This window comes from Arthrobacter sp. D5-1 (genome assembly GCF_017357425.1).
GTDB lineage: Bacteria > Actinomycetota > Actinomycetes > Actinomycetales > Micrococcaceae > Arthrobacter.
Genome location: NZ_CP014571.1, coordinates 1,246,287 through 1,271,487, shown reverse-complemented (window position 1 = coordinate 1,271,487; position 25,201 = coordinate 1,246,287). Strand labels below are relative to the sequence as shown.

Sequence of the window (25,201 nt, the reverse complement as noted above, 5' to 3'; positions counted from 1 at the left end):
ATATGCATCACCTGTTTACAAATTGATTTTGATGGCGCGCTTCATGAGATGCCGGTCACAGTGGGCGTAAAGATTCCATAAAAACCGGGGTCCCGGCGTCGAAAGCGGCCATACGCTCCTTGCGGAAGCAGCACCGTGCTGCACGAAAGGACACAGTGACCACCTTGTCGAGGCCTCCGGCCGATCCGGCCAACCGGCCAAAGAACTCCTTCAAGCTCAAGCCCTGGCTGCTGGAAGGAATGCCGGACACCTCGGGCAAGAGGCAAGGCCCCCACGGCCGCCCGTCGGACGCCCACAAGCCGCAAGCCTGGTGGAAGGTCATGTGCCTCACCGGCCTGGACTACTTCTCCACGCTCGGCTACCAGCCCGCCATCGCCGCACTGGCAGCGGGCCTGCTGTCCCCCTTGGCCACCCTGCTCCTGGTGCTGGCAACCCTGGCCGGCGCACTGCCCGTCTACCGGCGTGTGGCCCGCGAGAGTCCTCGCGGCGAAGGCTCCATTGCCATGCTGGAACGACTCCTCCCCCGCTGGGGCGGCAAGCTCTTTGTCCTGGCCCTCCTGGGATTCGCCGCCACGGACTTCATGATCACCATCACGCTCTCAGCTGCCGACGCCACAGCACACTTGATCGAGAACCCCTTCGCGCCGCACTTCCTGGAAGGCCAGCACGTTGTCATTACACTGGCTTTGATCGCCGGGCTGGGTGTGGTCTTCCTTCGCGGATTCAAGGAAGCCATCAATGTGGCAGTGGTACTGGTGGCAGCGTTCCTGGCACTGAACCTTGTGGTCATCGTCGTATCCATGACCCACCTCTTCACCGAAGCCGGAGTCATTACCGACTGGTGGACCGCACTCACCACCTCCCACGGCGACCCCATCATGATGATCGCCCTGGCCCTTCTGGTCTTCCCACGCCTGGCACTGGGGCTCTCCGGATTTGAAACCGGCGTGGCCGTCATGCCCCAGATCAAGGGGCACGCCACAGACACCGAAGCCAACCCCGCAGGCCGGATCAAGGGCGCCCACAAGCTCCTCACCACGGCCGCCATCATCATGAGCTCGTTCCTCATCACCTCCAGCTTCACCACCGTCATGCTGATTCCAGCCGCCGAGTTCCAGGACGGTGGTAAAGCAGAGGGCCGCGCGCTCGCCTACCTTGCCCACAAATTCCTCGGCGACGGCTTCGGTACCGTCTACGACGTCAGCACCATCGCCATCCTCTGGTTCGCCGGAGCGTCCGCCATGGCCGGGCTGCTGAACCTCGTTCCGCGATACCTGCCCCGCTACGGCATGGCCCCCGCCTGGGCCCGGGCACTGCGCCCGTTGGTCCTGGTGTTCACCGTGATCGCCTTCATCGTCACCATCATCTTCCAGGCCGACGTCAACGCCCAGGGTGGCGCGTATGCCACCGGCGTACTGGTCCTGATCACCTCTGCTTCCATCGCAGTCACCCTGTCCGCACGCCGAAGGAAGCAACGTGGCCAGTTCATCGGCTTCGGAATCATCTCCCTCGTCTTCATCTACACCACAGTGGTCAACTCGATCGAGCGTCCTGACGGCCTGAAGATCGCGGCACTCTTCATCCTGGGCATCATGGTGGTCAGCTTCATCTCCCGCATGCGGCGCGCCTTCGAGCTCCGGGCCACCCACATCAAAATGGACGAGAAAGCCCTGGAATTCACCGCCAATGCTTCCGAGGGACCCGTCCGGATCATCGCGCATGAACCCAAACACCTCAGCGCCAGCAGGTACCGCGAGAAGCTACAGCACGCCCAGCAGGCCAGCCACCTGCCCGTCGACTGCGACGCCGTCTTCATCGAGGTCATTGTGGATGACAGCTCGGACTTCGAACAGGAACTCCAGGTTGTGGGCAAGATCCGGCACGGTTTCAAGATCCTTGAAGTACACAGCAACAACGTCCCCAACACTGTGGCGGCCGTGCTGCTCCACATCCGGGACGTCACTGGATTCATGCCCCACATCTACTTCCGTTGGACCGAGGGCAACCCGATTTCAAACCTCAGCAAGTTCCTCTTCTTCGGCGAAGGCGAGATCGCGCCGGTGACCCGGGAAGTGCTGAGGGAAGCCGAGCCGGACATCACCCGCCGACCGTGGGTGCACGTGGGCTGACCGCCTGCTACCACGCGCGCTCCTTCCCGGTTGGTTGCCGCCGGGGTGCCGCCGGCCAACGGATTTCCGGGGCTGGCGGACCTTGGGTGCTCAAGGAAGGGCCAGCAACCGGGGAGGAGCGCGCTGCCAACTTACCCACATACCGGAGATCGAGCCTTCCGGGAGTTGCCCCATCCCGCTGGACTGGAGGCATGGACGCTTTGAAGTATCTGCAGGAAGCCGGCGGAGTAGCCCGCACGGGTCAACTTCTCAGGGCAGGGTTCTCCCGCTCGGACGTGGAGTCACTGACGTCCCGGGGAGCGATTCGTCCCCGCCGGGGCGTGTTGATGCTCAGTGACCACCGGCCCGAGTTCGCTGCGGCCATCCGCAATAACGCTCTTGTCTCCTGCGCCAGCGCCGCATCGCACTATGGCCTCTGGCTCAGGACCGCCCCCAGCCAACATCATCTGACCTGCGACCACGGGCACGGCAGCGGGTTCATCAGGCACAGAACGGCGCGCTTCGACCCCCACGCCGCACTCCCTGTTGCAGCGATTGAGGACGTGGTGCTTCACGCGATGACATGCCTGGAAGCTCCGGCGTCAACAGCCATGGCAACATCGGCAATTCGGCTGCACGGCGTGCCCCTGGCACTGCTTAAGGAGCAGCTTCGCGGGGACAGGTCGAGGCCGGCCCTGAAGGCTCTGCACGAGCTCGACCTACGTGCGGAATCCATTATTGAGGTGGATGCGCAGCACTTGTTCCGCGCCCACGGAATTGCCTTCGACGCGCAGGTGGCAATACCTGGAGTGGGGCGCGTGGACTTTCTTCTCCAGGAATTCCTCATTGTCGAAGTGGATGGCTTCGCGTACCACTCCAGTAGACAGGCCCTGCGGAATGACCTGTCACGGAACAACGCCTCCACCGTCAACGGATATGCAGTGCTGAGGTACCCACCGGAGGTGATCTGGTTCGAGCCGGACCGCGTTGTTGCAGAAGTCAGGGCAGTCCTTGCACGAAGGCCCGGTACGCTCCCTCCCGGTTAGCAGCCCACTCCCTTCCGCCGGCCCCCGGATTCCCGAGGCTCAGCGCACCACCCGGCCCCCAGAACGGGAGGTAACTGGGAAGGAGCGCAGCAGCAGCTGAAAGGGCAGGGCAGGGCAGGGCAGGAAAACCTAGCGGCTCGCCGCCGGCACCAACACCCAGAGCACCTCGACGGTCTCGTCCGTGGGGTTGATCCACGTGTGCGGTTCGCGGCCGGGGAAGGAGAGCGTGTCCCCTTCTTCGAGGTCGTATGCCTCGTTGGTCAGAATGAGCTTGATCCTGCCCTTGATCACGTGCAGGACATCGACGTCGCAGTCCACGGCGTAGAGCTCGTTCTCCCCGCGGCCCCGCGGCTCAATGGTGGCCTGCAAAATCTGGAGCCTGCGCTCGGAGCGGGCCGTCAGCAACCGCTCCACGATGCCTTGGCCACCCAGGGAGATACGGGGGCCGTCGTCGCGCTTGGTCAGGTGCGTCTCCGGGGCGGCGAACAAGTCACCCACAGAGACCGACAACACCTGGCACAGGGTGACCAGTGAAGCGACCGACGGCGACGTCAGGTCACGCTCCACGCGGCTGAGGAAGCCCTTGGTCAGCCCGGTGGCATCAGCCACCTGCTCAATGGTGAGGCGCTGCGCCTGCCGGGCTGCGCGGATTCTGGAACCGATGGCAACGGGAACATTGCTCGGTTCAACGGGGAGAGCCTTCATTCACGAACCTTTCAGGCCTGTCATCTGGCCCTGTCATTGGAGCAATAGTAGCCGGGAGACGAGCCAACAGGACCAGAACCGGCGGAACCGTGACTAAAGCATCTTGACTGTTACTCCGATCACAACATATCCTCATAGGCAACAAGTGTTGTCTGTGAGGCACACAACACCCTTCCCCAATCTCCAACCATCAGCACAGAGACTTCGACGCTTCGCAGGAGTATCGTCGAAAACCCCAACCTCCGTGCATCAGCTCCAAGGACCGCTCATGGAATCTTCGGCTATAAACATCGCAATCGTGGTGGTGTACCTGCTCGCCATGCTGGCATTCGGCTGGTGGGGCAAGTCCCGCACCAAGAACAACAGCGACTTCCTGGTGGCTGGCCGCCGCCTGGGACCGTTCCTTTACACCGGCACCATGGCCGCTGTGGTCCTCGGTGGCGCTTCCACCGTGGGCGGCGTCGGCCTCGGCTACAAGTTCGGCATCTCCGGCATGTGGCTGGTAGTGGCCATCGGCGCAGGCGTGCTGCTGCTCAGCCTCCTGTTCGCCGGCACCATCCAGCGCCTGAAGATCTACACGGTCTCCCAGATGCTGAGCCTTCGCTACGGCAGCAGGGCCACGCAGACCTCCGGCATCGTCATGCTGGCGTACACGCTCATGCTCTGCGCTACTTCCACCGGCGCCTACGCCACCATCTTCGTGGTGCTCTTCGACTGGGAACGCTGGCTTGCCATCGCCGTTGGCGGCGCGATCGTCCTGGTTTACTCCACCATTGGCGGCATGTGGTCCATCACGCTGGCCGACCAGGTTCAGTTCATCATCAAGACCGTCGGTATCTTCTTCCTGATGCTCCCGTTCGTCCTGAACGCTGCCGGCGGCATGGACGGCATCCGTGAGCGCCTCGATGAGACCTTCTTCCAGATCGATGGCATCGGCGCCCAGACCATCATCACGTACTTCGTGGTCTACACACTGGGCCTCCTGATCGGTCAGGACATCTGGCAGCGCGTCTTCACTGCCAAGACCCCCGCCGTTGCCCGTTGGGGCGGCGCCACGGCCGGCGTCTACTGCATCCTCTACGGCATCGCCGGCGCCCTGATCGGCTTGGCCGCCCGGGTGGCACTGCCGGACATCGATGTCACCAACCTCGGCAAGGACGTTGTTTACGCCGAGGTGGCAACCCACATCCTGCCCGTCGGCATCGGCGGCCTGGTCATGGCCGCGGCTGTTGCGGCCATGATGTCCACCGCATCCGGCGCCCTGATCGCCGCAGCCACGGTGGCACGTGCGGACGTTGTCCCGTTCGTGGCCAGCTGGTTCGGCAAGAACATCAACACCGATGACAGCGAAAACCCCGAGCACGACGTCAAAGCCAACCGCTACTGGGTTCTTGGACTCGGCATCGTGGCAGTACTGATTTCCATGGCGGCTCAGGACGTGGTGATTGCCCTCACCATCGCCTACGACATCCTGGTGGGTGGCCTCCTGGTCGCAATCCTGGGCGGTTTGGTGTGGAAGCGCGGCACGGGCATCGCCGCTGCATGGTCCATGGCAGTTGGATCGGTGCTGACACTGACCCTGCTGATCCTCTTCGCCCTGGGTGTCATTCCGAGCGCGGACGGCGTCTACGCCAACGAACCGATCTACTACGGTCTCGCCGCTTCGTTCATCGCCTACGTAGTGATTTCACTGCTCACCCCGCCCACTGATCCCGCAGTCCGCGAGGCCTGGGACAAGCGCGTTGCCGGTGCCGTCTCTGAGGAACTCCCGCCTGAGGCCCACCCGGTCAGCAGCCACAAGTAGCGCTGCAAGCAACAGAGCAAAATTCGACGGCGGCGCCTCCCCTTTCCGGGGTGGCGCCGCCGTTGTTTTGTCCCCGGGAAGAGGGCGCCCCAACTTGCTGGACAGCCGTGCGGTAAGGTGGTCCCAGCTTCAAGAGATGTGGTGCCAAGCTCCGACTGGCCACACACCAACCCCATGTTCACGGGTGGTTCGGATGAGGAAGCGGCCCGTCCCGGACCAGAGACAACCGAGCGGGCAAGAGCACTCCCCCAAGGAGCAGTCCCTTGCCGTACCAAGGCGATACCACCCCGGCTACCAGTACCCCGGCAACAACAGCCACCCACACAGTCGCGGTGATTCCCGCCGTCGACCTCTTCCTGGGCACGGTGACCATCACTGCCAAGGCCGGAACCATGCGGTTCGGACATCCCCAACCGCACCTGATCGCGCAGGCGTTGGCCCGAGCGGTCCGGCCGACCCTTTGGTGTGATGCGTCGAGAACCCTAACCGTGACTGTTGCGGCGGCCGGCAAACGCGCCGGCGTGCAGCTTCACTACACACTCAGCCACGAGGAGCCCGCCTAGATTTCCTCGTCTGCTTCGCGGAATTCCTCGGTCTCGTCGATGGGGACCACACGTTCGTCGTCCTCGGGGGCGTCCACTTCTTCCACCCAGGCCTCGTCCACTTCCTGGTCCTCGGCGTAGTCATAGGCCGGATCTGACTCAATGGTGGTCCGTTCCGGGTAGTTGGCGTGTGATTCGGTGGTGTTCATGGTGCAACCTCCGTCTCGTGGGCCGCTCAAGCCCTGTTGAACGTGTGCGGGGTGGGCCCCCGCCCCTGTCCTTCCATCTGAGCACCGGCTAAGTCGGGGGTCAAGGACGGCCGGAAATTACGGTGCGCCGAACATTCCAAGTGAGGAATACCAGCCAAAAAACCGCGCAGATAAGCGGTACAGTGGGGCGTGCAATGGGGCCGCAACTACCCCACCCAGCACAGGAGAGAAAGTGCAACAGCACCAGGAATCCCCCGGTTCGTCGAGCCCAGCTCCGGACCCCACCCCGGAATCGGCAGCCCTCGAGAACGTCGGAACGGAACCCGCGGCGCCCTCGCACGCCGACATCCGCCGGTGGCGTCAGTACCTCGCCGACGAGCGCGCCGAGGCCGCTGTCTACCGCGAACTCGCCCAGAGGCGCGACGGCGAAGAACGCCAAATCCTGCTGGCCCTGGCCGAGGCCGAAGGCCGGCACGAGGCCCACTGGCTCAAGCTCCTGGGTGAGCACGCCGGAATGCCCAAGGCCGCGTCAGCCCGCAGCCAGTTCCTGGGATTCCTGGCCCGCAACTTCGGGTCGGTCTTTGTACTGGCCCTGGCCCAACGTGCAGAAGGCCGCTCCCCCTACGGCTCCGAACCCGCGGCAACACCCGCCATGGTGGCTGACGAACAGATCCACGAAGAGGTGGTCAGGGGCCTGGCTACCCGTGGTCGGAACCGGCTCTCCGGGACCTTCCGTGCCGCGGTCTTCGGCGCCAACGACGGCCTGGTGAGCAACCTTTCGCTGGTCATGGGCATGGCCGCCACCGGCGTGCCCAGTCCGGTGGTGCTGATGAGCGGTGTGGCAGGTCTTTTGGCGGGCGCACTGTCCATGGGCGCCGGCGAGTACGTCTCGGTCCGCTCCCAGCGGGAACTGCTCAACGCGACGCTGCCCACCCAAGCCACTCTCACGGCAGCACCGTCGTTGGACATCGAACACAACGAATTGGTGCTGGTCTACCTTGCCCGCGGCATGACGCGCGAGGCCGCTGAGCATCGCGCCGCAGAGCGCATGGGCCTGTTCAGCTGCGACTGCGATCCCAGCCTCTCCTTGCAGCCCGAGAAACCTGCCACCGACGAGCACGAATCCGTCGGTTCGGCATGGGGCGCAGCGATGTCCAGCTTCTGCTTCTTCGCGTCCGGTGCCATCGTTCCCATCCTGCCCTTCATCTTCGGCATGACGGGCTTTGCCGCCTTGATGGTGGCCGGTGTGCTGGTGGGCATCGCGCTCTTGGCGACCGGCGCCGTCGTGGGCTTGCTGTCCGGGACCTCGCCGCTGAGCCGCGGGCTGCGCCAACTCGCGATCGGCCTGGCAGCGGCTGCCGCCACGTATGGGCTGGGCCTGGTGTTCGGGGCAACCATCGTCTAGTTTGGACGGTTCCCCCCGCAGCCCGTAATGTTGGTTCGTCCTCCGCGCTGCCCCGCGTGACCAGGGCGTGAGGAATGGAGAACCGTGGACTCGGAGCGGGAAACGCGTGCGCCAAAGCACCGGCGTACCGGCACGGCCTGGCGCATTCTCCGTGGCGTGCTCATGGCCGGAATTGCCGCTGTGGTGGCAGTGTTGGTCAGCGAATTCCTGCATGGAGACCCGCGGATCACCGCCCTTTTCCCGGGTGTGAGCGTCCCTGGTGCCGCGCACGACGGGACACCCGGGCAGAAGCAGACGGCGCCAGCACGTGCAGCAGACGCCCCGCCGCCCGGATTTGAGGAGGCGGACGCCCCGCTGGCCTCGCCGAAGGTCCCGGAGACTACCAACGAGTCGTATAAGTTCCTGGCTACCAACGACGACGGCACTCCGGTGGGGTACTCGCCATGCCGCCCGCTGCACTACGTGGTGAACGAAGGGTCCGCGCCGGAAGGTTCCGATGCACTGCTGGAGGCAGCGATCGCGAACGTCTCCGCCGCTTCAGGAATCCAGTTCGTCAACGACGGGACCACCGACGAGTTGCCGGTAGACCGACGGGAGCCATACCAGCCGGCCAAGTACGGCGACCGATGGGCGCCCCTGCTGATTTCGTGGACCAATCCGGACGCAGCACCGGCGTTGGCGGACAAAGTCATTGGTACGGGCGGCAGCACCATGTACTCGCTGAACAATGGACCCAAGAGCTACATCACGGGCAGCTTGGAGCTGGACACCCCGCAGGTCGCCGAACTCCTTGCTGATCCCGAAGGCGCCGACTACGTCCTCGCCGTCATGCAGCACGAGTTGGGGCACGTCATGGGCCTGGACCATGTTGATGACCCGGTCCAACTCATGTACCCGGAAATCGGCGCCCCTGACGGCCTTGCGGCCGGCGACCTGACCGGACTGCACCTCCTTGCCTCGGCCCCCTGCCGCAAGGACATCTGACAGCCGGTTCGGGGGGCCATGGACTCCCGGCGTGTCCGGACTTATGCTGGCGGCTACGGTCGACGGCGGCGCCCCACCTCCCGTCGCGGCCTCCACGTCAGGGGGTTCCATGGAACCTAACGGGTCGCCCCAGTGGCAGGACCCCGATCCCCTTCGCCCGCATGATCCTCCAAATGGCCCCTACCGACCCGGGGCCGCGCTGCCACCGGCACCGCCGGTCAAGCACAGCAGCATCGCCGCAATCCTGTTCTTCCTGGGCATCCTCGGCCTGGTGTGCGCGGGGGCGTATTTCAGCGGCGACCTGCAGCGGTTCCTGTACGGCTCCTCCGCCTCGCAAAGCCAGGCACCCCGGCCCGGGTTGGTCCCGTTCGGGCAGCGCCAAGAGCCTGTGCCCGGCCTGGAAGAAGCCGATGCGCCACTGGGAACTCCGGCACCGGTGAACCGGACCAGTACCTCGTACAAGTTCCTTGCCATCAAGGAGGACGGCACTCCCCTGGCCTACTCCCCGTGCAGGCCCATCCACTACGTGGTGAACGCCGATCTCGGGGATCCGTCCTGGCAACCACTGGTGGAAGAGGCCATTCGCCAAGCCAGCGTGGCCACCGGATTGAAGTTCGTCTACGACGGCCCCAGTTCCGAGGTCCCCTCCACCAACAGGCAGGGATACCAACCCGCCAGATACGGTGACCGATGGGCGCCCGTCCTGATTGCGTGGAGCACTCCGGAGCAGGTGCCGCGCCTGACCGGCCAAACCGTGGGCCTGGGAGGGAGCTCCTCGATTGGCCTGAGCGACGGCTACAAGGCCTATGTCACCGGTACGGTGTCCCTGGACGCCCCGCAGTTCGCCGGCATCGTGGACACCTCCGAGGGCAAGGAGATCGGCGTAGCGGTGATCATGCATGAGCTGGGACACCTGCTGGGCCTTGACCACGTGGACGATCCCCGGCAACTGATGTTCGACCAGGCTTCCTGGGTCCGCCAGTACGCTGCCGGCGACAGGACCGGCCTGGCCCAACTCGGCTCGGGTCCCTGCAGCAAGGACTTCTAGCCGCGCCTCACGCCTGGCCGGCCACCACTGCGAGCGCTTCTTCCACGGTGTCCACCAGGAAGATCTTCTCCTCCATGGGTTTTCCCGCGGCCAGGCTCTGCAGCATGGGCCAGGCCGGGAGTGTCCGTTCCCAGTGTTCACGTCCCACCAGCACCATGGGGCTGATGGTTTCGGGCGCTCCGTAGTAGTTCTCGCAGGCGTCCTGGAAGATCTCCTGCACCGTTCCAGCGGCGCCCGGAAGGAAGACGATCCCGCCGGTGCACAGCTCCAGCAGGATGGCTTCCCTTACGGCATTGGCGAAGTACTTGGCAACATGTGTAGCGAACAGGTTGGGAGGCTCGTGGCCGTAGAACCAGGTGGGAATCCCCAGGGTCGGTGTGCCTTCCGGATGACGTTCGACGACGGCGGCTGCTTGCCGTGCCCAAGCCGTCACCGAGGGTCTGAACCCCGGCACTCCGGCGAGGCTTTCCAGCGCGGCCTCAGCATCGGCGTCGGACGTTCCACTCAAGTAGGCACCCAGGTTGGCCGCCTCCATGGCCCCGGGTCCCCCGCCGGTGGCGACGGCAAATCCTGATTGGGCGAGCAGCCGGCCCAACCGGGCGGCGTCGGCGAAGTCGCTGCTGCCGCGCTGGGCGGCGTGTCCACCCATGACACCCACCACTTGGGTCCCGGAAAGTGCCCCGTGGTCCAGGAGTTCGTCCAGGGCATCGCCGATTGCGTGGTCGTGCAGGGCCGCGGCCAGGGTGGCGTCCAGGCTTCCCCGCTGCCCGGGGAGGATACTCCACTGGTAGACCAGGGCGTCGAGGGTTGACTCGTACTCAGTGGCGGAGATGTCCTGGTAGAGCTCCCCTGCCGTGTAGAGGCTGTTCCGGTAGGGATCGAACGGTACGCCGTGAAGCTTGGGAAAGATCAGCGCGCCACGGCGACGCAGGCTCTCTTCCACGCCGTCGTCGAAGGTGCACCCCAGAAAGATCGCGCCTTGGGCATCCATGGACTTGAGCTCCCGTGCGTGGCCACGCAGGTCCAGCGACTGCGCGTGCCAGCCATTCATGGTCCCGGCTCCTGCGGTTACCAGATGGCGGAACTGGACCACGCTTTCTATGTCGAGTGTCCGCGGGCTCGGGTTCAGGGCTCCGGTGCGATTCATGGTTTCAGCGTAGTATCGACGGACCGTGACGCGGGCGTTTGCGCCCCGGGCGGCTGTCCAGTGCATCATGAAACATGAAGAGTTCAGAAGTTGCCCGTCCGCGTATCGGTGTTCCGATCCGTCTTAGCAGTTCGGACACCCCCGATGCCCGGGTGGGCGAAGCCAATCGACTTTTCACCTTCATCGTGGATTTGTTGCGCGAGGCCGGTGCGCAGCCGGTGCTGCTGACGCCGGTGTCGGCAGACAGCGCCGGCCGCCTGGCTGCCGAAATGCAGATGCTCGACGGCGTGCTGCTGCCGGGAGGCGGCGACATTGATCCCCGCTTGTACGGCCAGGATCCCGAGGATTCGCTGTACGACGTGAACCAGGAGCAGGACCATTTGGACGTGGATGTTGCCCGGGCAACCATCGACGCCGGCCTGCCGCTGCTGGGTGTCTGCCGCGGCCACCAGTTGTTGAACGTGTTGTACGGCGGAACGCTGATTCAGGACATGGCCCCTACCTCGGTAACCCACAGTGGCCTGGATCCACACGATCCCGCGGCCGGCGAGTGGGCTTGGCATGACGTTCGCCTCACGGCTGGATCCAAAGCGGCGGCACTCTATGGAGCTCCCGGGGGGACCACCATCAAGATTGCTTCCGGGCACCACCAGGCGGTGGACAGGGTGGGCGAGGGCCTGGTGGTCACGGCCATCGCCGAAGACGGGACGGTGGAGGCCTTGGAGGATCCCACCCGGTGGGTAGCCTCCGTGCAGTGGCATCCCGAGGCGTCCGTCATTCCCGATGCGGAGCGGTTGCTGCCCTTCAAGAAGTTCGTGGACGTTTGCCGGCACTCTATTCACGCTCCCGCAGTTGGGCTACAGTAACTCTCACTGCATCGCTTTCAGTTCCGTCGGAAGTACAGCCAGTACCAACTTCATTCATAGACGTCCGGGGGGGCGTCGTAAGTTTGCCGGCTGGGGGGCCCAACATCTGCTCAAAGGAGCATGGTTGTGGACCGTCCAAAATACGCCAGTCGTCCTCTCCTTCAGATTAGCCGCCCTTCTCTCACCAAACGCCTTCTGGGCCTTCTCCTGGGGCCCGCGTTGGTCGTAGGCGGATTCGCCCTCACCACCGCAGCTCCCGCCGCTGCTGCTGAACCGCCGTGCGCGGGCACCGGCGGCGCCATGCAGATCGTGGCGCACACCGACGATGACCTGCTCTTCCTCAGCCCGGACTTTATGCGCGACATTCAGGCGAAGCGCTGCGTCCAAACGGTGTTCGCCACCGCCGGCGAGGCCGGAGAGGGAGCCACCTACTGGCGCAGCCTCGAATCAGGGATCCAGGCCAGCTACGCCAAGATGGCCGGGGTCTCCAACAGTTGGACTACCTCCGATGCCGGCGTCCCGGGACGCCCGCTGACCCTGCGGACCCTCAACGGCGCCCCGAACATCTCCGTGGTGTACATGCGGCTTCCGGACGGCTTCCCCAATGGCTTGGGCAGCGCAGCATACAACAGCCAGAGCATCCTCAAACTCTGGGACGGCCGGCTGTCCTCCATACGCCCGGTGGACAACGCCGCAACCTTCACCAAGTCCCAGTTCCAGTCAGCGTTGAACCGCCTCGTGGCGAACTTCCAGCCCACCACCTTCCGCACCCAGGACTGGACCGGGAACTTCACCAGCCCGTACGACCACAGCGACCACTGGGCCACCGCAAAATTTGCCCAGCTTGCCACCCGCAGCTACACCGGACCGCACACGTCCATGGCCTACGACGCCTATGTCATTGATGAATACGCCCAGAACGTGACCGGGGCTGAGCTCACCGCCAAGGTGGACACCTTTGTGCGGTTCGCTGATTTCGACATGTACGTCTGCAGCAGTCCCGGCGAGGGCTGTCCGGATTCCCCTTACGACGAGTGGCTGAAACGGCAGTACATTACGGCCATCGAGTGGGTGGACAACGCCGCTAAATCGGCAGGTACCACCGTCACGGCGTCGTCGCAGAAGGCTGCAGCGCAGAGCCCCGAAAAGGTCCGTGACGGTTACCATTGGGGCACTCCAATGGATGCCACGCGTGAATGGGTCTCCGCCGGGGAGAAGGCCGGCAGCTGGATCCAATACAATTTCACCCCCACCCGGACCATCAATGCGGTCACCCTGTCCGACCGCCCCCTCCTGACGGATCAGATCACAGGCGGGAACCTGCAATTCTCGGATGGAAGCACTGTGGCGGTCCCGTCCCTGCCCAATAACGGATCGGGGCTCACCATCAAGTTTCCTGCCAAGACAGTGAGCTCGGTACGGCTCAACATCACCTCAGTCAGTACCGGCACCACCAACGCCGGGTTGGCCGAATTTGAGGCCTACCTTGGCGCGGACACCGTGGCCCCCGTCGTCACCGCGGCACCCCCGGGTGGAACCTACGCGGTGGGCCAGTCCATCACCCTGACCGCCAATGAAACATCCACCATTTACTACACCACCAATGGAAGCACTCCCACGACGGCCAGCAGCAAGTACACCGCTCCACTGACGTTGAGCGGCCCGCTGACCCTGAAGTACTTCGCCGTGGACAGCGCGAACAACGCCTCCGCTGTGGTCACGCAGACCTACTCCACGGGCCCGGATGTCATCAAGCCCGTGGTGACCGCCAACCCGGTGGGTGGCCAGTATGCTCCGGGCACCACCATCACACTGTCCGCGAACGAGCCCGCCGATATCCGATACACCACAGACGGTACCGATCCTCTGACGGCCGGGCTTTCCTACACCACGGCGATCCCCTTCAACGGTCCCGGCCCGATGACGTTGAAGTACTTCGCCAGGGATACCGCGGGCAACGTTTCCGAGGTGGCCACCCAGACTTACACCGTGCCACCGGACACTGCGGCCCCCACTGTGACGGCCAACCCCACCGGCCGGGCCTTGGCCAGTGGAGCCACCATCGCACTGTCCGCCAATGAGCCTGCCGCCATCTACTACACCACTAATGGCAGTACGCCCACGGCCACGGAGTCAGCCACCAACATCAAGTACAACGCCGCCAATCCGATCGTCATGGGCAGCTCCACACTGGTGCTCAAGTACATCGGCGTAGATACCGCCGGCAACACCTCGGCTGTGGGGACGCAGACCTACACCGTGCCTGCAGCGGGACCGCCGTCGGCCCATGACTACGACGGTGACGGCCGCGCTGACGTACTGGCCGCCGATACCGCCGGGAACCTGTATCTCTACCCCGGCAACGGATCCGGCGGACTGGACCCCAGGAAGATCGCGCTGGCCGCACCAGCCTGGTCCACCATCACGGACACCGTCACCCCCGGCGACTTCAACAAGGACGGCAAGCCCGACCTCCTGGCACGGGCGGGTGACATCCTCTGGTTCTACCCCGGCGACGGTGCAGGCAGCTTCGGGGCACGTACCCAGGTCAGCACGGGCTGGAGCACCATGACGCAGCTCTTCTCCCCCGGCGACTTCAGCGGCGATGGCATCCCTGATTTCATCGGCCGTCGAAGCAACGGCGAGCTCCGCTTGTACGAAGGAAACGGCACCGGAGGACAGCGGACGCCCTACACGGTCGGCTGGGGCTGGGACGTCATGAATGCCATCTTCAGCACCGGTGATTTCAACGGCGACGGCAAGGGAGATGTACTGGCGCGGCGGACCGACACAGGCGCATTATGGCTGTATCCGGGAAATGGTTCCGGGGGCTGGCTGCAGTGGACGCAGATCGGCACGGGCTGGGGAACCCGCACTGCGATGGCCGGGCCGCGGGACCTTGACGGCGACGGCAAGAACGACGTCGTAGGCCGCATCGGAGACACCTTGTGGCTGTATCCCGGATCGGGAGGCGGAACGTTCAGCAGCGTACCGCCGATCAGCCTCGGCACCGGCTGGCAGGCCATGAAAGTCATCGCCTAGCCGGCCCCATGAACCTGGCGCGGGTCGGAGTTTTCCCCCAGACTCTTCGGCCCGCGTCAGCCATGTCCAGCACGTGGAAAGACCATCGCTTAAAGCGCGACGACGGCCCGGTACCTTCCGTGGGGAAGGCGCCGGGCCGTCGTCGTACTTCAGGTGCCTTTCGGCGATAAACCTAGAGCGTTGCGAAAACTTCGCGCAGCAGCTTGGCGGTCTCGGACGGCGTCTTGCCGACCTTCACACCGGCAGCTTCGAGAGCTTCCTTCTTGGCCTGTGCGGTGCCAGCGGAGCCGGACACGATGGCGCCTGCGTGGCCCATGGTCTTGCCCTCGGGAGCCGTGAAGCCGGCAACGTAGCCCACAACCGGCTTGGTGACGTTGGCCTTGATGAAGTCGGCTGCCCGCTCTTCAGCGTCACCACCGATTTCGCCGATCATGACGATTGCCTTGGTCTCGGGGTCAGCTTCGAACGCAGCCAGGGCGTCGATGTGCGTGGTGCCGATGATGGGGTCGCCACCGATACCAATCGCGGTGGAGAAGCCGAGGTCGCGGAGTTCATACATCATCTGGTAGGTCAGGGTACCGGACTTGGACACGAGGCCGATGGGGCCCTTGCCCGTGATGTTCGCCGGGGTGATGCCCACCAGGGCTTCGCCCGGGGTGATGATGCCGGGGCAGTTCGGCCCGATGATGCGGGTGATCTGCTTGCCGTCAGCGTCAACCTTGGACTGGGCCAGTGCCCAGAATTCGGCGGAATCCTGAACCGGAACGCCTTCTGTGATGACCACAACGAGGCCGATGCCGGCTTCGATGGCTTCAACAACGGCGTCCTTGGTGAATGCCGGCGGGACGAAGACGATGGAGACGTCTGCGCCGGTTTCAGCGATGGCTTCCTTGACGGTGCCGAAGACGTTGATTTCCTTGTCGCCGTGCAGGACCGTGGTGCCGGCCTTGCGGGCGTTGACGCCACCAACAATGTTGGTGCCCGCCTTGAGCATCAGGGCGGTGTGCTTGGTGCCTTCGCCGCCGGTGATGCCCTGAACGATGACCTTGGAGTCTTTGTTGAGGTAGATAGACATTGTCGCGTCCCTTTACTTAGCTGCGTTGGCGAGCTCGGCAGCCTTGTCGGCGCCCTCGTCCATGGTGGCGGCCAGGGTTACCAGCGGGTGGTTGGCCTCGGTCAGGATGCGGCGGCCTTCCTCAACGTTGTTGCCGTCGAGGCGGACTACCAGCGGCTTGTTCGCGGAGGAACCAAGCTCAGCAAGTGCACCCACGATGCCCTTTGCCACGGCGTCACACGCAGTGATGCCACCGAAGACGTTCACGAACACGCTCTTGACCTGGGAATCGCCAAGGATGACGTCCAGACCGTTGGCCATGACCTCGGCGGAAGCTCCACCGCCGATGTCCAGGAAGTTGGCGGGCTTGACGTTGCCGTGGTTCTCACCTGCGTAAGCGACGACGTCGAGGGTGGACATCACGAGACCGGCGCCGTTGCCGATGATGCCTACTTCGCCGTCCAGCTTGACGTAGTTGAGGTCCTGGGCCTTGGCCTTGGCCTCTAGCGGGTCAGCGGCGTCCTTGTCTTCCAGCGTGGCGTGGTGCACGTGGCGGAAGTCAGCGTTCTCGTCCAGGGAGACCTTGCCGTCGAGGGCGACGATCTCGCCTGCGCCGGTGCGGACCAGCGGGTTGACCTCAACCAGGGTTGCGTCTTCCTTCTTGAAGACGTCCCACAGCTTCAGAATGACGTCGGCGACTTTGCCGCGCAGTTCTTCAGCGAAACCTGCAGCTGCGACGATCTCGTCAGCCTTTGCCTGGTCGATGCCCACAGCGGGGTCGATGGCGATCTTGGCCAGGGCCTCGGGACGCTCGACAGCAAGCTGCTCGATCTCCATGCCGCCCTCTACCGAGCACATGGCCAGGTAGTTGCGGTTGGCGCGGTCCAGGAGGACCGAGAAGTAGAATTCCTCGGCGATGTCAGCACCCTGGGCGATCATCACCTTGTTGACGGTGTGGCCCTTGATGTCCATGCCCAGGATGTTGGTGGAGTGCTCAAGTGCCTCTTCGGCAGTCTTGGCAACCTTGACGCCGCCAGCCTTGCCGCGGCCACCAACCTTAACCTGTGCCTTGACGACAGTTACGCCGCCGATCTTCTCGGCAGCTGCCTTTGCTTCTTCAGGAGTGTGCGCCACGATGCCGGCGAGCACGGGTACACCGTGCGCTTCGAACATATCGCGCGCCTGATATTCAAACAGGTCCACGGTTTAGTGTCCTTCTACGTCGAAGTAGTTTTCTGTTCAGCCGGGAACCGCGATGACCGCGATAGCCAGCTGCGGAAAGTACGCGGTAACAACCAGGATTGAAGCCGGTCACATTGCGTAAGGTCCTCTCGGAACTTTAGCCCTATGAGGAGTCCCGCCAGCTACACACTACCTGTTAAGTGAGTAACCTTACACTTCTATCTCCTGTAGAAAAACCGCAGAATGGCGCGGTTTTTGGGCCTTTCGCCGCCCGTCCGTCCGGCCTCAGCCGGCCTGTTTCAGGTTCCCCGTGACTGTTTTGCCGCCGTCGGAAATCAGTTGGTACCCCTCGGGAGTCACGAAGAAAGCCACGCCACCGGAGACGTTTCCGCAGGCAACACCGCTGTTGTAGGCAGAGCAGCGCAGCCCGTTGCGCTCGATGTTCTGCCCATCGGCCAACTCCCGCAGCTTGGAGATGGGCCCGTTGCGGCTGCCTTTGGGCCCAAACTCCGACTCCATTTGTGTTACGCCGGAACGACATGAGCCGTAGACGGCTTTGTCCGGCGAGAGGAGGGCCGTGCCGCCGAGGTAGCCCAGGCCCGTTCCGGCGCAGTCGTCGGCGATGTCGGCCAGGTCCGGCTTGGCATACTTGGCCAGTTCGCAATGAGCCACAGGGACTACGGCGAACTTGTTGTTGGCGGCGTCCGAGTAGGAATTGGCCTCGTAGGGCAAGTTCAGGTGGCCACCCCTTGCGGATGTCAGGGCGCACACGATGGTGCGGTCCTTGGTGACGAAGGCGGTGACATCCTCGCCTGCGGACAGGGTGGTCTGCTCGGTGACGGGAACCTGTTTCAGTTGCTCCAGGGGCGCCAATGGGGCCGGAGGGACGTAGTCCGGATCCTCCGTGGCGAAGGAACACCCTGTGGTCAAGACCAAGAGCGCGGCAGCAAGAATCCCCAAAACAGTCCGTCGCATGCCACCAATTATGCCGGTTGCCTCACACCGGGCTGCTTCGCCGGCGCCTGAGGCTGTTGATCGCCGTCAGGGCAGCGCCCGCAGCCAGCAGACCCACGGCAGCCCACAGCGTGGCGTTCAGGCGTCCGGACTCCAAGCCGGTCGCCGCGAGTTCAACGCCGGTAAGGTCAGCGCTGGTAAGTTCAGCGCCCGACGCCGGGACCACCGCTCCTGCCGGTGTCACCGCCGCCGGAGGTGCTGGAACTGCCGGCGCCGGCGGGTTCTCCGCGGGTGGCCGGGTGGCCAGGACCGTCACGGTCGTCCAGAAAATGCGCTGCTTCAGCTGATCGGAGTCGCGGACCCACACGGATCCGATGAGTCTGAAACAGTGACCGACGGCGATGGGCTGTACAGCTCTGTAGGTGTTCCTGTGAAGCTCAGGGTCGCGGAGTCGAAAACCAAACCTGCCGGGACATCGGTCGCCACAACGGTGTACGGGGCGGTCCCGCCAACAACCTGGAGCTGAGCCTCAAATGGTTTGCCCACGAAAGCGAGGTCCTCGCTGATCTTGACCGACAACGGGGCTGTCGCCTCGATGACGGCTTTTTCGACGGCGGGTGCCTGGGCTTCTGCAGGGCTGGCGGTTGGTGACGGGGTCGCCGGTGAAGCGTCGGGGGTTGAGGGGCTCGCGGTTGCTGTCAGCGTCGGACTGGCCGTCGGGCTCGCTGTGGGGCTGGGAGTGGCACTGCCGGTAGACGTCGGACTGGCGGTTGCTGCCGGCTCGCTGGACGACGCTGACGGCTCCGCATCGGCTGTCCCAGGAGGAGCGAACTGGAGCGCCATGGCGCTCACCACGGCCCCAGCCAGCAGCAGCCTCGCGGCCTTAGCCAATAATCGACGTTCCCCAGCAAAAGCGCCCACGCGCGTCCTCCCCCACAGGAATACAACTTTTTGGCGTTGCAAGGTGGGGCAGCAAACAGACGGTGGCCCCAGTGCAACGCCCGGTCAGTCTAGGCCGGGAAGGAGATCAGGACAATAGCAGCGGAGGCCGGATGCCGGCGAAGCTTAAGCATCCAGTTTGGTCAGCGGCGCGTAGCGCAACAGCAGGCGCTTCTCGCCGACGTCGAACTTCACCTTGGCCACTGTCTTATCGCCGGCGCCTTCGACGCCCAGCACCACGCCGTTACCGAAGCTCGTGTGGTTGACCTTGTCCCCCACCACCACGGAAATGACTTCCTTTTGCGGCTGGACCCTGTTGCGTGCGACGGCGGCAGGAACGTCGGCGTCGAACCCTGCAGTGGGGCTGGCGGCAGCACCGCGTGAGGTGCCCGCTCCCCAGAACGATCCGCCATAACGATTGGAGCCGATGGGGGCGCTGCCCCAACCGCCCGCCTGGCGGCTCATGCCTTCGCGCTTCCACTCCACCAGTTCGGAGGGTATTTCTTCGAGGAACTGGCTGGCAGGGTTGTACTGGCTTTGGCCCCACATGCTGCGGACTTCGGATCGCGTGACGTAGAGCCGCTTGCGGGCGCGGGTGAGGCCCACGTAGGCGAGCCTGCGTTCTTCCGCGAGTTCCTTGGGGTCCGTGGCTGAGCGCTGGTGCGGGAAGATCCCGTGCTCCATGCCGGTCAGGAAGACCACCGGGAACTCCAAGCCCTTGGCGGTGTGCAGGGTCATCAAAGTGACCACGCCCATGCGCTTGGCCTCGGCCACGGCGGCATCGATGTCAGCGCCGGGAGCATCGGGAATCTGGTCGGCGTCCGCTACCAGGGACACCTGCTCCAGGAACTCCCCCAGGGAACCTTCGGGGTTGTCGCGTTCGTACTCGCGGACCACGGCCACGAGTTCGGCGAGGTTCTCCACCCGGGATTCGTCCTGCGGATCAGTGCTGGCCCGCAGCCCCGCAAGATAGCCGGTCTGCTCCAGGACGGCTTCCAGCGCGGCAGCGGCACCGGAACCTGACGCGACCTCGGCGAGGTCATCCATCAGCTTCACGAAACCGAGGACCAGGTTGACCGAACGGCTGGCCATTCCGGGCGCTTGGTCTGCGCGGCGGGCTGCCGCCATGAAGGAGGACCGCTCGCGTTCCGCCAGGGCAGCAACGGCGCCTTCGGCCCGGTCACCGATCCCGCGCTTGGGTTCGTTGAGGATACGGCGCAGGTTGACGTCGTCGTCCGGGTTCACCAGGACGCGCAAGTAGGCAAGGGCGTCCTTGATTTCCTTGCGCTCATAGAAGCGGGTGCCGCCCACCACTTTGTACGGCAAGCCCACCCGGACCAACACGTCTTCTATGGAGCGTGACTGGGCATTGGTCCGGTAGAAGATGGCGACGTCGCCGGGCCGCAGGTTTTCCTCGTCCTGCAGGCGGTCGATTTCCTTCGCGATGAACTGGGCTTCATCGTGTTCGTTCTCGCCCACATAGCCAACGATCTTCTCGCCATCGCCCTCGGCGGTCCACAAGCGCTTTTCCTGGCGGTTGGGGTTCCGCGAGATCACCGAGTTGGCGGCGCTGAGGATGTTCTGGGTGGAGCGGTAGTTTTGCTCAAGCTTGATGGTCCGGGCATTGGGGTAATCGGCCTCGAACTCCACGATATTGCGGATATCCGCACCGCGGAAAGCATAGATGGACTGGTCGGAGTCGCCCACCACGGTCAACTCGCTGGGCTCGACGTTGGTATCTGTGCCTACGCCCACGATTTCCCTGACAAGGGCGTACTGGGCATGGTTGGTGTCCTGGTACTCATCCACCAGGACATGCCGGAATCGGCGCCGGTAGGACTCAGCGAGCGCAGGGAAAGCGCGGAACATGTAGACGGTCTCGGCAATGAGGTCGTCGAAGTCCATGGCGTTGGCTTGGCGGAGGCGCTGCGTGTACCCCTTGAAGACTTCCGCCACGGCGGTGTCGAAAGGGTCGTTGTAGTTCGCCGACGACGCGTAGGAATCAGCGTCGATCAGCTCATTTTTGAGTGCTGAGATCTTGTGCTGGATGGCCTTGGGCGCGAACTTCTTGGGATCAAGGTCCAGGTTCTTGGCTACCAGGGTGATCAGGCGCAGGGAGTCCGCGGAGTCGTAGATGGAGAAGTTCGAGTTCAGACCCACCGTGGTGGCTTCCCTGCGCAGGATGCGGACACAGGAGGAGTGGAACGTGGAGATCCACATGGCCTTGGCCCTGCCGCCAACCAAGGCTTCGATGCGTTCCCGCATTTCCGCTGCCGCTTTGTTGGTGAAGGTGATGGCCAGGATTTCCCCGTGGTGGGCGCGTTTGGTGGCGATCAGGTAGGCGATCCTGTTACTGAGGACACGTGTTTTGCCGGATCCCGCACCGGCCACAATCAGCAAGGGGCTGCCAGCGTGCTTGACGGCTTCTTCCTGCTGCGGGTTCAGCCCCTGCAGGAGTGCATCGGCAGACGGAAGTCCCGACCCTCCGGTGTTGCCCCATCCTCCCGACGCCGGCCCGTCAGCAGTGTCCGACGACCCGCTGCTGCCCCCTTGGAGGCGGGCACCGGCAGCGCCTCCCCCTGAGTGGGAAAGCTCCGGGGCAGCCTTGACTGCGGCTTTGGTGCCTGCTTTGAGGGGTCCGTCTGCGTAGGGGTCAAACAACATATCCATGGTGCCTACCAGTCTAGGCGGTGGCCCCGACACAATAAGGCGCCGGGTAGTCGGCCCTCGCCCAGCGACGCTGCAAACGCCTCAGCGACTAAGCAAACTGGGGAACCGAGGCCAGCGCGGCGCTCAACCCGCGCACCGCCGTCGGGCCTCCAGCGACGAACCAGTTCAGTCCGTTGACCTTCACGACGGCGGTGTCCCCGCCTGCTGCGCGGACGATCGCTTTTCCGGGCAACCAGTCCCATTCCGGGCAGCTGTGTTGGAACCAACAGCCGAGTTCGCCGTCGGCTACGCGGCCGAGGTCGCACGAACCCGAGCCGAACATGCGCAGGGACGCCGCGGTGACCGCAGCGGCGTGCCAAGGCATTGCCGCGCGGGGATCTGCCAGCCAGGTGGGATGAATATAGGTGGCAGCGCTGATTTCACCCACGGCACGGTCACCCGAGCCGGAGATCGGTTCGCCGTTCAACGTGGCGGGGTGTTCTTCCCCGCCGAGCCACAGCTTGTCCAGTTCGGGCTGGTAAATGGCGCCGAGCAGCACGTCCGGATCTGCAACGGGGTTGGTTCCATGGTCGGAGCCGTCCCGCTTGAGGGCGATCGCCGAGCACCAATAGGTGGATCCGTGCAGGAAGTTATAGGTGCCGTCCACGGGGTCAATCACCCAGGTTCGGCCGCTCGTTCCCGCCACGGACGCACCTTCTTCGCCGAGGATGCCATCCTCCGGCCGGCAGCGCCGCAACTGTTCCAGAACATACGCCTCGGCTGCGTGATCGGCTGCAGTGACGACGTCGGACACCGAGGTCTTGCGTTCGCCCTGCAGGCCGCCCATCCGCATGAGCAGCGCCAACTGGCCTGCCTCACGGACCAGCGCGCTGGCCAGTTGGTAGTCATTCAGTGTTGGATCGAGTTCAGTTGCTGTGTGCCTGCCGGTGGTCATGGTTCCAGCTTATGTGGCGGGATAATGAATGACATGGCCAAGACACCAGCCCAGCGCATCAAGAAGCACGGAGCAAAGGCAGTGGTTCCTGATCACACGCTGCCTCCCGTGATCAACACCACCACCCAACGCACCCCGCAGAAGGCGCAGAGCAACTCCAAGCTCATTGTGATCGCGGGCGTGGTGGCCAGCTTGTTCCTGTTCTGGTACCTGCACCTGCTGACGTTGAACCAGATGACCCAGCTCTCAGGCGGCTTGGCCATGCCGGATTCATTGATCGGCGGATTCTCGCAGGAATACGTCAGTCAGCTCCGCGCGGCCATGGACGAATCCGCGCGCGGCCAGCTGAACTACGTACACAAGACCGCAGGCACTTTGTTTCCCCTGATTTTCGGCTTCAGCTGGCTCCTGCTCATCGGCACCAACGTGGCCCGGAAGTCATGGCGTTGGGCCATGTGGGCGGCTCCGATGCTGTTCGCCGTGGCCCATCTGTGGTCCAACGTCGCCATCGATTCGATGCTGGCTTCGGACGCGCCCGACGCCGGATCGGTGGCTTTGGCTTCCGGCCTCACCATCGCGTCGTGGGTACTGTTCCTGGTCAGCCTCGGGTGCGGCGTGCTGGCTGTCTTCCTGGGACGGAAGAGCGCACAGCCCTCCTGACAATCCGCCGGTGCTTGGTCCGCGCCCGGCGCATCCCTGGTTACCGCAACCGTGCCGCTTTCCGTTCCGTGTGCACCCGCTGCGCGATGACCAAACCGGCGGCAGCCAGCCCTATGGTCACCGGATACCCCATGAACCGTTCCAAGAGCCCGGGCAAGGGCACCTCCATCCCGGTGAGCCCGCCGATAATAAGCGCACCGATACAGATCAGGCCGCACGCCCCAAGGAACCAGCTCATCGGTGTCTGCCGGAACCACAGGATGCCCAACAGCAGCAGCGCGAAACCACCACCGATGAAGAACATCAGTGCACCCGCAAAATGCCAGGGCGAGCCGAGGTCTTCGGGCACCAGGCCGACAATGACGGTTCCGACGCCGGCCACTCCGGTGAGGACACGGATGGCCACAGCCAGGATCCACGGCACGGTCAGCACGCGGGCCGGAACGGACCCAGCGCCACCCGCCCCAGTCCTACCAACTCCGGCCCCACCCGCAACGGACCGGAATCGGCGGGCCGCCACACCCGGCTTTGCCGCGACGCACAGAAGCCCCGCGGTCAGGAACAACGCACCCAGCACCAGGGCCAGTCCCTGCACCACGAACGAGGCATTCATCAGCACATGCAACGGCGAGCACACGGCCCGGTCCTCGTACACACCGCAGGACACTGCTCCGAGGTCGCTGATGTATCCGGTGGCCCGGCTGTAGGGCTCGGGACCCGCCCACGCCTGGATCACGGCAGCCTCGGCCACGAAGTACTGGACGACGCTCAGCTGCGCCCACCCGCCGATGTTGGCCCGGATGTTACGGAGGTCGGGAAAGAACGATCCGGCCTGCGCCGGTGCAGTGGAAGGCCCTGTCATGCTCGCCAGCCTAGCGGTGTTCGGGCAGCGCCCCGGCAGCTTGTATGCTTGTAGTCGTGTCCGGGCCCCTGAGCTCCAGCAGTGGGATTCAGAGCCATGGACATACAGGCCCTCGTAGCTCAGTGGATAGAGCACGGCTCTCCTAAAGCCGGTGTCGTTGGTTCGATTCCAATCGAGGGCACTTGAATCACCAGCAACCCACCCAGGACTTGCAGGCCTACCTGGCCGGCAGCTGGAGTGTGGAGCGAACCCTCCTGGACCGCGCCTCAGGCACCAACGGTACCTTTACCGGCGTCGTGCGCTATTCCTTGAATCCCGACGGCGGACTGGACTACCGCGAAGACGGAACCATGCACTGGCCTTCGCATTCCGGCCCGGCTTTCCGCGAATATTTCCTCAAACCAGGCGCCACAGCGGATTCGATGGACGTGTTCTTTCCCGACGGCAGGCCATTCCACGTCATGAGCTTCTCTGAGCAGGGACATCAGGACAAGCACTGGTGCGATCCCGACGATTACCGCGTCAACTACATCTACCGGGGCCCGGATTCGTTCAGCTTCACGTGGGATGTCCATGGACCGGCGAAGGATCTCCTGTTGGAATCGCATCTGGTCCGCCTCGATGCCGGGAGGCCAGTGTGACCGGACCAGACCTGATCGTGGTGAGCGCCGTCTGCGTCTACAACCAGGATGGCCAACTGTTGACCGTCCGGAAGCGTGGCACAAACAAGTTCATGCATCCTGGCGGTAAGCCGGAGCCCGGCGAAACGGCAGCTGAAGCAGCGTCGCGGGAACTGCATGAAGAAGTGGGCATCGAGGTAGCACCGCACTTGCTCCAGCCGCTGGGCGTCTGGCTTGCGGTCGCTGCCAACGAAGCGGCGACCACCATCGAGGCCACCGTTTTCACAGCCCCTGGAACCTGGGAAGCGCACCCCTCAGCGGAGATCGCCGAGATCCGCTGGCTGGACCTCAACGGACCTTTGCCCAGCGATCTGGCGCCGCTGCTGACGGATCACATCATCCCGCTGCTCACGTAAAAAG

23 protein-coding genes, 1 tRNA gene and 1 riboswitch are annotated in these 25,201 nt (G+C 64.2%); of the genes, 13 read left to right on the top strand and 11 right to left on the bottom strand.

From position 1 onward, the window contains the following. Positions 1-155 precede the first annotated feature (155 nt). Both AYX22_RS05930 and AYX22_RS05925 read left to right on the top strand, forming a co-directional pair. Positions 156-2,129 (top strand): APC family permease, encoded by a 1,974-nt coding sequence (locus AYX22_RS05930; RefSeq protein WP_207596614.1) that lies wholly within the window; start codon positions 156-158, stop codon positions 2,127-2,129. Positions 2,130-2,320: 191 nt separating this feature from the next. After that, the gene (locus AYX22_RS05925; RefSeq protein WP_242703541.1) at positions 2,321-3,154 is read left to right on the top strand and encodes a DUF559 domain-containing protein; all 834 of its coding nucleotides are present in this window, start codon (positions 2,321-2,323) and stop codon (positions 3,152-3,154) included. A gap of 129 nt (positions 3,155-3,283) precedes the next feature. Here AYX22_RS05925 and AYX22_RS05920 read toward each other — a convergent pair whose 3' ends face one another. Then, a complete protein-coding gene (locus tag AYX22_RS05920) occupies positions 3,284-3,859 on the bottom strand; it encodes a cupin domain-containing protein (protein ID WP_207596613.1) in 576 nt (191 codons plus the stop codon). 268 nt (positions 3,860-4,127) lie between these two features. On the opposite strand from AYX22_RS05920, the gene AYX22_RS05915 reads away from it, so the two are divergent. Then, positions 4,128-5,663, top strand: coding sequence for a sodium:solute symporter (locus tag AYX22_RS05915; protein ID WP_207596612.1), 1,536 nt, complete (start codon positions 4,128-4,130; stop codon positions 5,661-5,663). A 127-nt stretch (positions 5,664-5,790) separates the two neighbouring features. After that, a riboswitch (SAM riboswitch) is annotated at positions 5,791-5,910 on the top strand. 16 nt (positions 5,911-5,926) lie between these two features. Continuing rightward, the gene (locus tag AYX22_RS05910) at positions 5,927-6,226 is read left to right on the top strand and encodes a hypothetical protein (protein ID WP_207596611.1); all 300 of its coding nucleotides are present in this window, start codon (positions 5,927-5,929) and stop codon (positions 6,224-6,226) included. Here AYX22_RS05910 and AYX22_RS05905 read toward each other — a convergent pair. Continuing rightward, positions 6,223-6,414, bottom strand: a complete 192-nt coding sequence (locus AYX22_RS05905) for a hypothetical protein (RefSeq protein ID WP_207596610.1) — start codon at positions 6,412-6,414, stop codon at positions 6,223-6,225. The genes AYX22_RS05910 and AYX22_RS05905 overlap by 4 nt on opposite strands. Before the next feature lie 232 nt (positions 6,415-6,646). Between AYX22_RS05905 and AYX22_RS05900 the strand changes: the two genes are divergently transcribed. From AYX22_RS05900 to AYX22_RS05890, 3 genes are all read left to right on the top strand, one after another. After that, complete coding sequence (locus AYX22_RS05900) at positions 6,647-7,819, top strand: VIT1/CCC1 transporter family protein (protein ID WP_207596609.1); 1,173 nt, start codon at positions 6,647-6,649, stop codon at positions 7,817-7,819. Positions 7,820-7,903: 84 nt separating this feature from the next. Continuing rightward, a complete protein-coding gene (locus AYX22_RS05895; protein WP_207596608.1) occupies positions 7,904-8,803 on the top strand; it encodes a matrixin family metalloprotease in 900 nt (299 codons plus the stop codon). A 31-nt stretch (positions 8,804-8,834) separates the two neighbouring features. Further along, positions 8,835-9,851: a matrixin family metalloprotease gene (locus AYX22_RS05890; RefSeq protein WP_242703540.1), complete on the top strand. Its 1,017-nt coding sequence runs from the start codon at positions 8,835-8,837 to the stop codon at positions 9,849-9,851. A gap of 7 nt (positions 9,852-9,858) precedes the next feature. Here the strand turns inward: AYX22_RS05890 and AYX22_RS05885 are convergent, their stop codons facing one another. Continuing rightward, positions 9,859-10,998, bottom strand: coding sequence for an LOG family protein (locus AYX22_RS05885; protein WP_207596607.1), 1,140 nt, complete (start codon positions 10,996-10,998; stop codon positions 9,859-9,861). Positions 10,999-11,072: 74 nt separating this feature from the next. On the opposite strand from AYX22_RS05885, the gene AYX22_RS05880 reads away from it, so the two are divergent. Both AYX22_RS05880 and AYX22_RS05875 read left to right on the top strand, forming a co-directional pair. Then, positions 11,073-11,864, top strand: coding sequence for a gamma-glutamyl-gamma-aminobutyrate hydrolase family protein (locus tag AYX22_RS05880; protein ID WP_207596606.1), 792 nt, complete (start codon positions 11,073-11,075; stop codon positions 11,862-11,864). 120 nt (positions 11,865-11,984) lie between these two features. Continuing rightward, on the top strand, positions 11,985-14,906 hold the full coding sequence (locus tag AYX22_RS05875; RefSeq protein WP_207596605.1) for a chitobiase/beta-hexosaminidase C-terminal domain-containing protein: 2,922 nt from the start codon (positions 11,985-11,987) through the stop codon (positions 14,904-14,906). A gap of 172 nt (positions 14,907-15,078) precedes the next feature. Here the strand turns inward: AYX22_RS05875 and sucD are convergent, their stop codons facing one another. The 7 genes from sucD to AYX22_RS05840 all read right to left on the bottom strand — a co-directional run bounded on the left by sucD (position 15,079) and on the right by AYX22_RS05840 (position 22,639). Then, positions 15,079-15,981 (bottom strand): succinate--CoA ligase subunit alpha, encoded by a 903-nt coding sequence (gene sucD, locus AYX22_RS05870; protein ID WP_090820359.1) that lies wholly within the window; start codon positions 15,979-15,981, stop codon positions 15,079-15,081. A 12-nt stretch (positions 15,982-15,993) separates the two neighbouring features. After that, a complete protein-coding gene (gene sucC, locus AYX22_RS05865) occupies positions 15,994-17,163 on the bottom strand; it encodes an ADP-forming succinate--CoA ligase subunit beta (RefSeq protein ID WP_089593935.1) in 1,170 nt (389 codons plus the stop codon). A gap of 264 nt (positions 17,164-17,427) precedes the next feature. Then, positions 17,428-18,117 (bottom strand): hypothetical protein, encoded by a 690-nt coding sequence (locus tag AYX22_RS05860; protein ID WP_207596604.1) that lies wholly within the window; start codon positions 18,115-18,117, stop codon positions 17,428-17,430. A gap of 22 nt (positions 18,118-18,139) precedes the next feature. Beyond that, the gene (locus AYX22_RS05855; protein WP_207596603.1) at positions 18,140-18,463 is read right to left on the bottom strand and encodes a hypothetical protein; all 324 of its coding nucleotides are present in this window, start codon (positions 18,461-18,463) and stop codon (positions 18,140-18,142) included. Continuing rightward, positions 18,436-19,017: a putative Ig domain-containing protein gene (locus tag AYX22_RS05850; RefSeq protein WP_207596602.1), complete on the bottom strand. Its 582-nt coding sequence runs from the start codon at positions 19,015-19,017 to the stop codon at positions 18,436-18,438. Before AYX22_RS05850 ends, AYX22_RS05855 begins: the two co-directional genes overlap by 28 nt. A 144-nt stretch (positions 19,018-19,161) precedes the next feature. After that, positions 19,162-21,705, bottom strand: a complete 2,544-nt coding sequence (pcrA, locus tag AYX22_RS05845; protein ID WP_207596601.1) for a DNA helicase PcrA — start codon at positions 21,703-21,705, stop codon at positions 19,162-19,164. Between the two features lie 88 nt (positions 21,706-21,793). Continuing rightward, on the bottom strand, positions 21,794-22,639 hold the full coding sequence (locus AYX22_RS05840) for an inositol monophosphatase family protein (RefSeq protein ID WP_207596600.1): 846 nt from the start codon (positions 22,637-22,639) through the stop codon (positions 21,794-21,796). Positions 22,640-22,672: 33 nt separating this feature from the next. Here AYX22_RS05840 and AYX22_RS05835 point away from each other — a divergent pair, with 33 nt between their 5' ends. Beyond that, a complete protein-coding gene (locus AYX22_RS05835; RefSeq protein WP_207596599.1) occupies positions 22,673-23,299 on the top strand; it encodes a hypothetical protein in 627 nt (208 codons plus the stop codon). 40 nt (positions 23,300-23,339) lie between these two features. Here the strand turns inward: AYX22_RS05835 and AYX22_RS05830 are convergent, their stop codons facing one another. Beyond that, positions 23,340-24,161: a hypothetical protein gene (locus AYX22_RS05830; protein ID WP_207596598.1), complete on the bottom strand. Its 822-nt coding sequence runs from the start codon at positions 24,159-24,161 to the stop codon at positions 23,340-23,342. A 108-nt stretch (positions 24,162-24,269) separates the two neighbouring features. On the opposite strand from AYX22_RS05830, the gene AYX22_RS05825 reads away from it, so the two are divergent. The 3 genes from AYX22_RS05825 to AYX22_RS05815 all read left to right on the top strand — a co-directional run bounded on the left by AYX22_RS05825 (position 24,270) and on the right by AYX22_RS05815 (position 25,197). Beyond that, positions 24,270-24,342, top strand: a tRNA-Arg gene (locus AYX22_RS05825). A 1-nt stretch (position 24,343) separates the two neighbouring features. Beyond that, the gene (locus tag AYX22_RS05820; protein WP_207596597.1) at positions 24,344-24,802 is read left to right on the top strand and encodes a DUF6314 family protein; all 459 of its coding nucleotides are present in this window, start codon (positions 24,344-24,346) and stop codon (positions 24,800-24,802) included. Beyond that, on the top strand, positions 24,799-25,197 hold the full coding sequence (locus tag AYX22_RS05815; RefSeq protein WP_207596596.1) for an NUDIX domain-containing protein: 399 nt from the start codon (positions 24,799-24,801) through the stop codon (positions 25,195-25,197). The genes AYX22_RS05820 and AYX22_RS05815 overlap by 4 nt, the downstream gene beginning before the upstream one ends. Positions 25,198-25,201 lie beyond the last annotated feature (4 nt).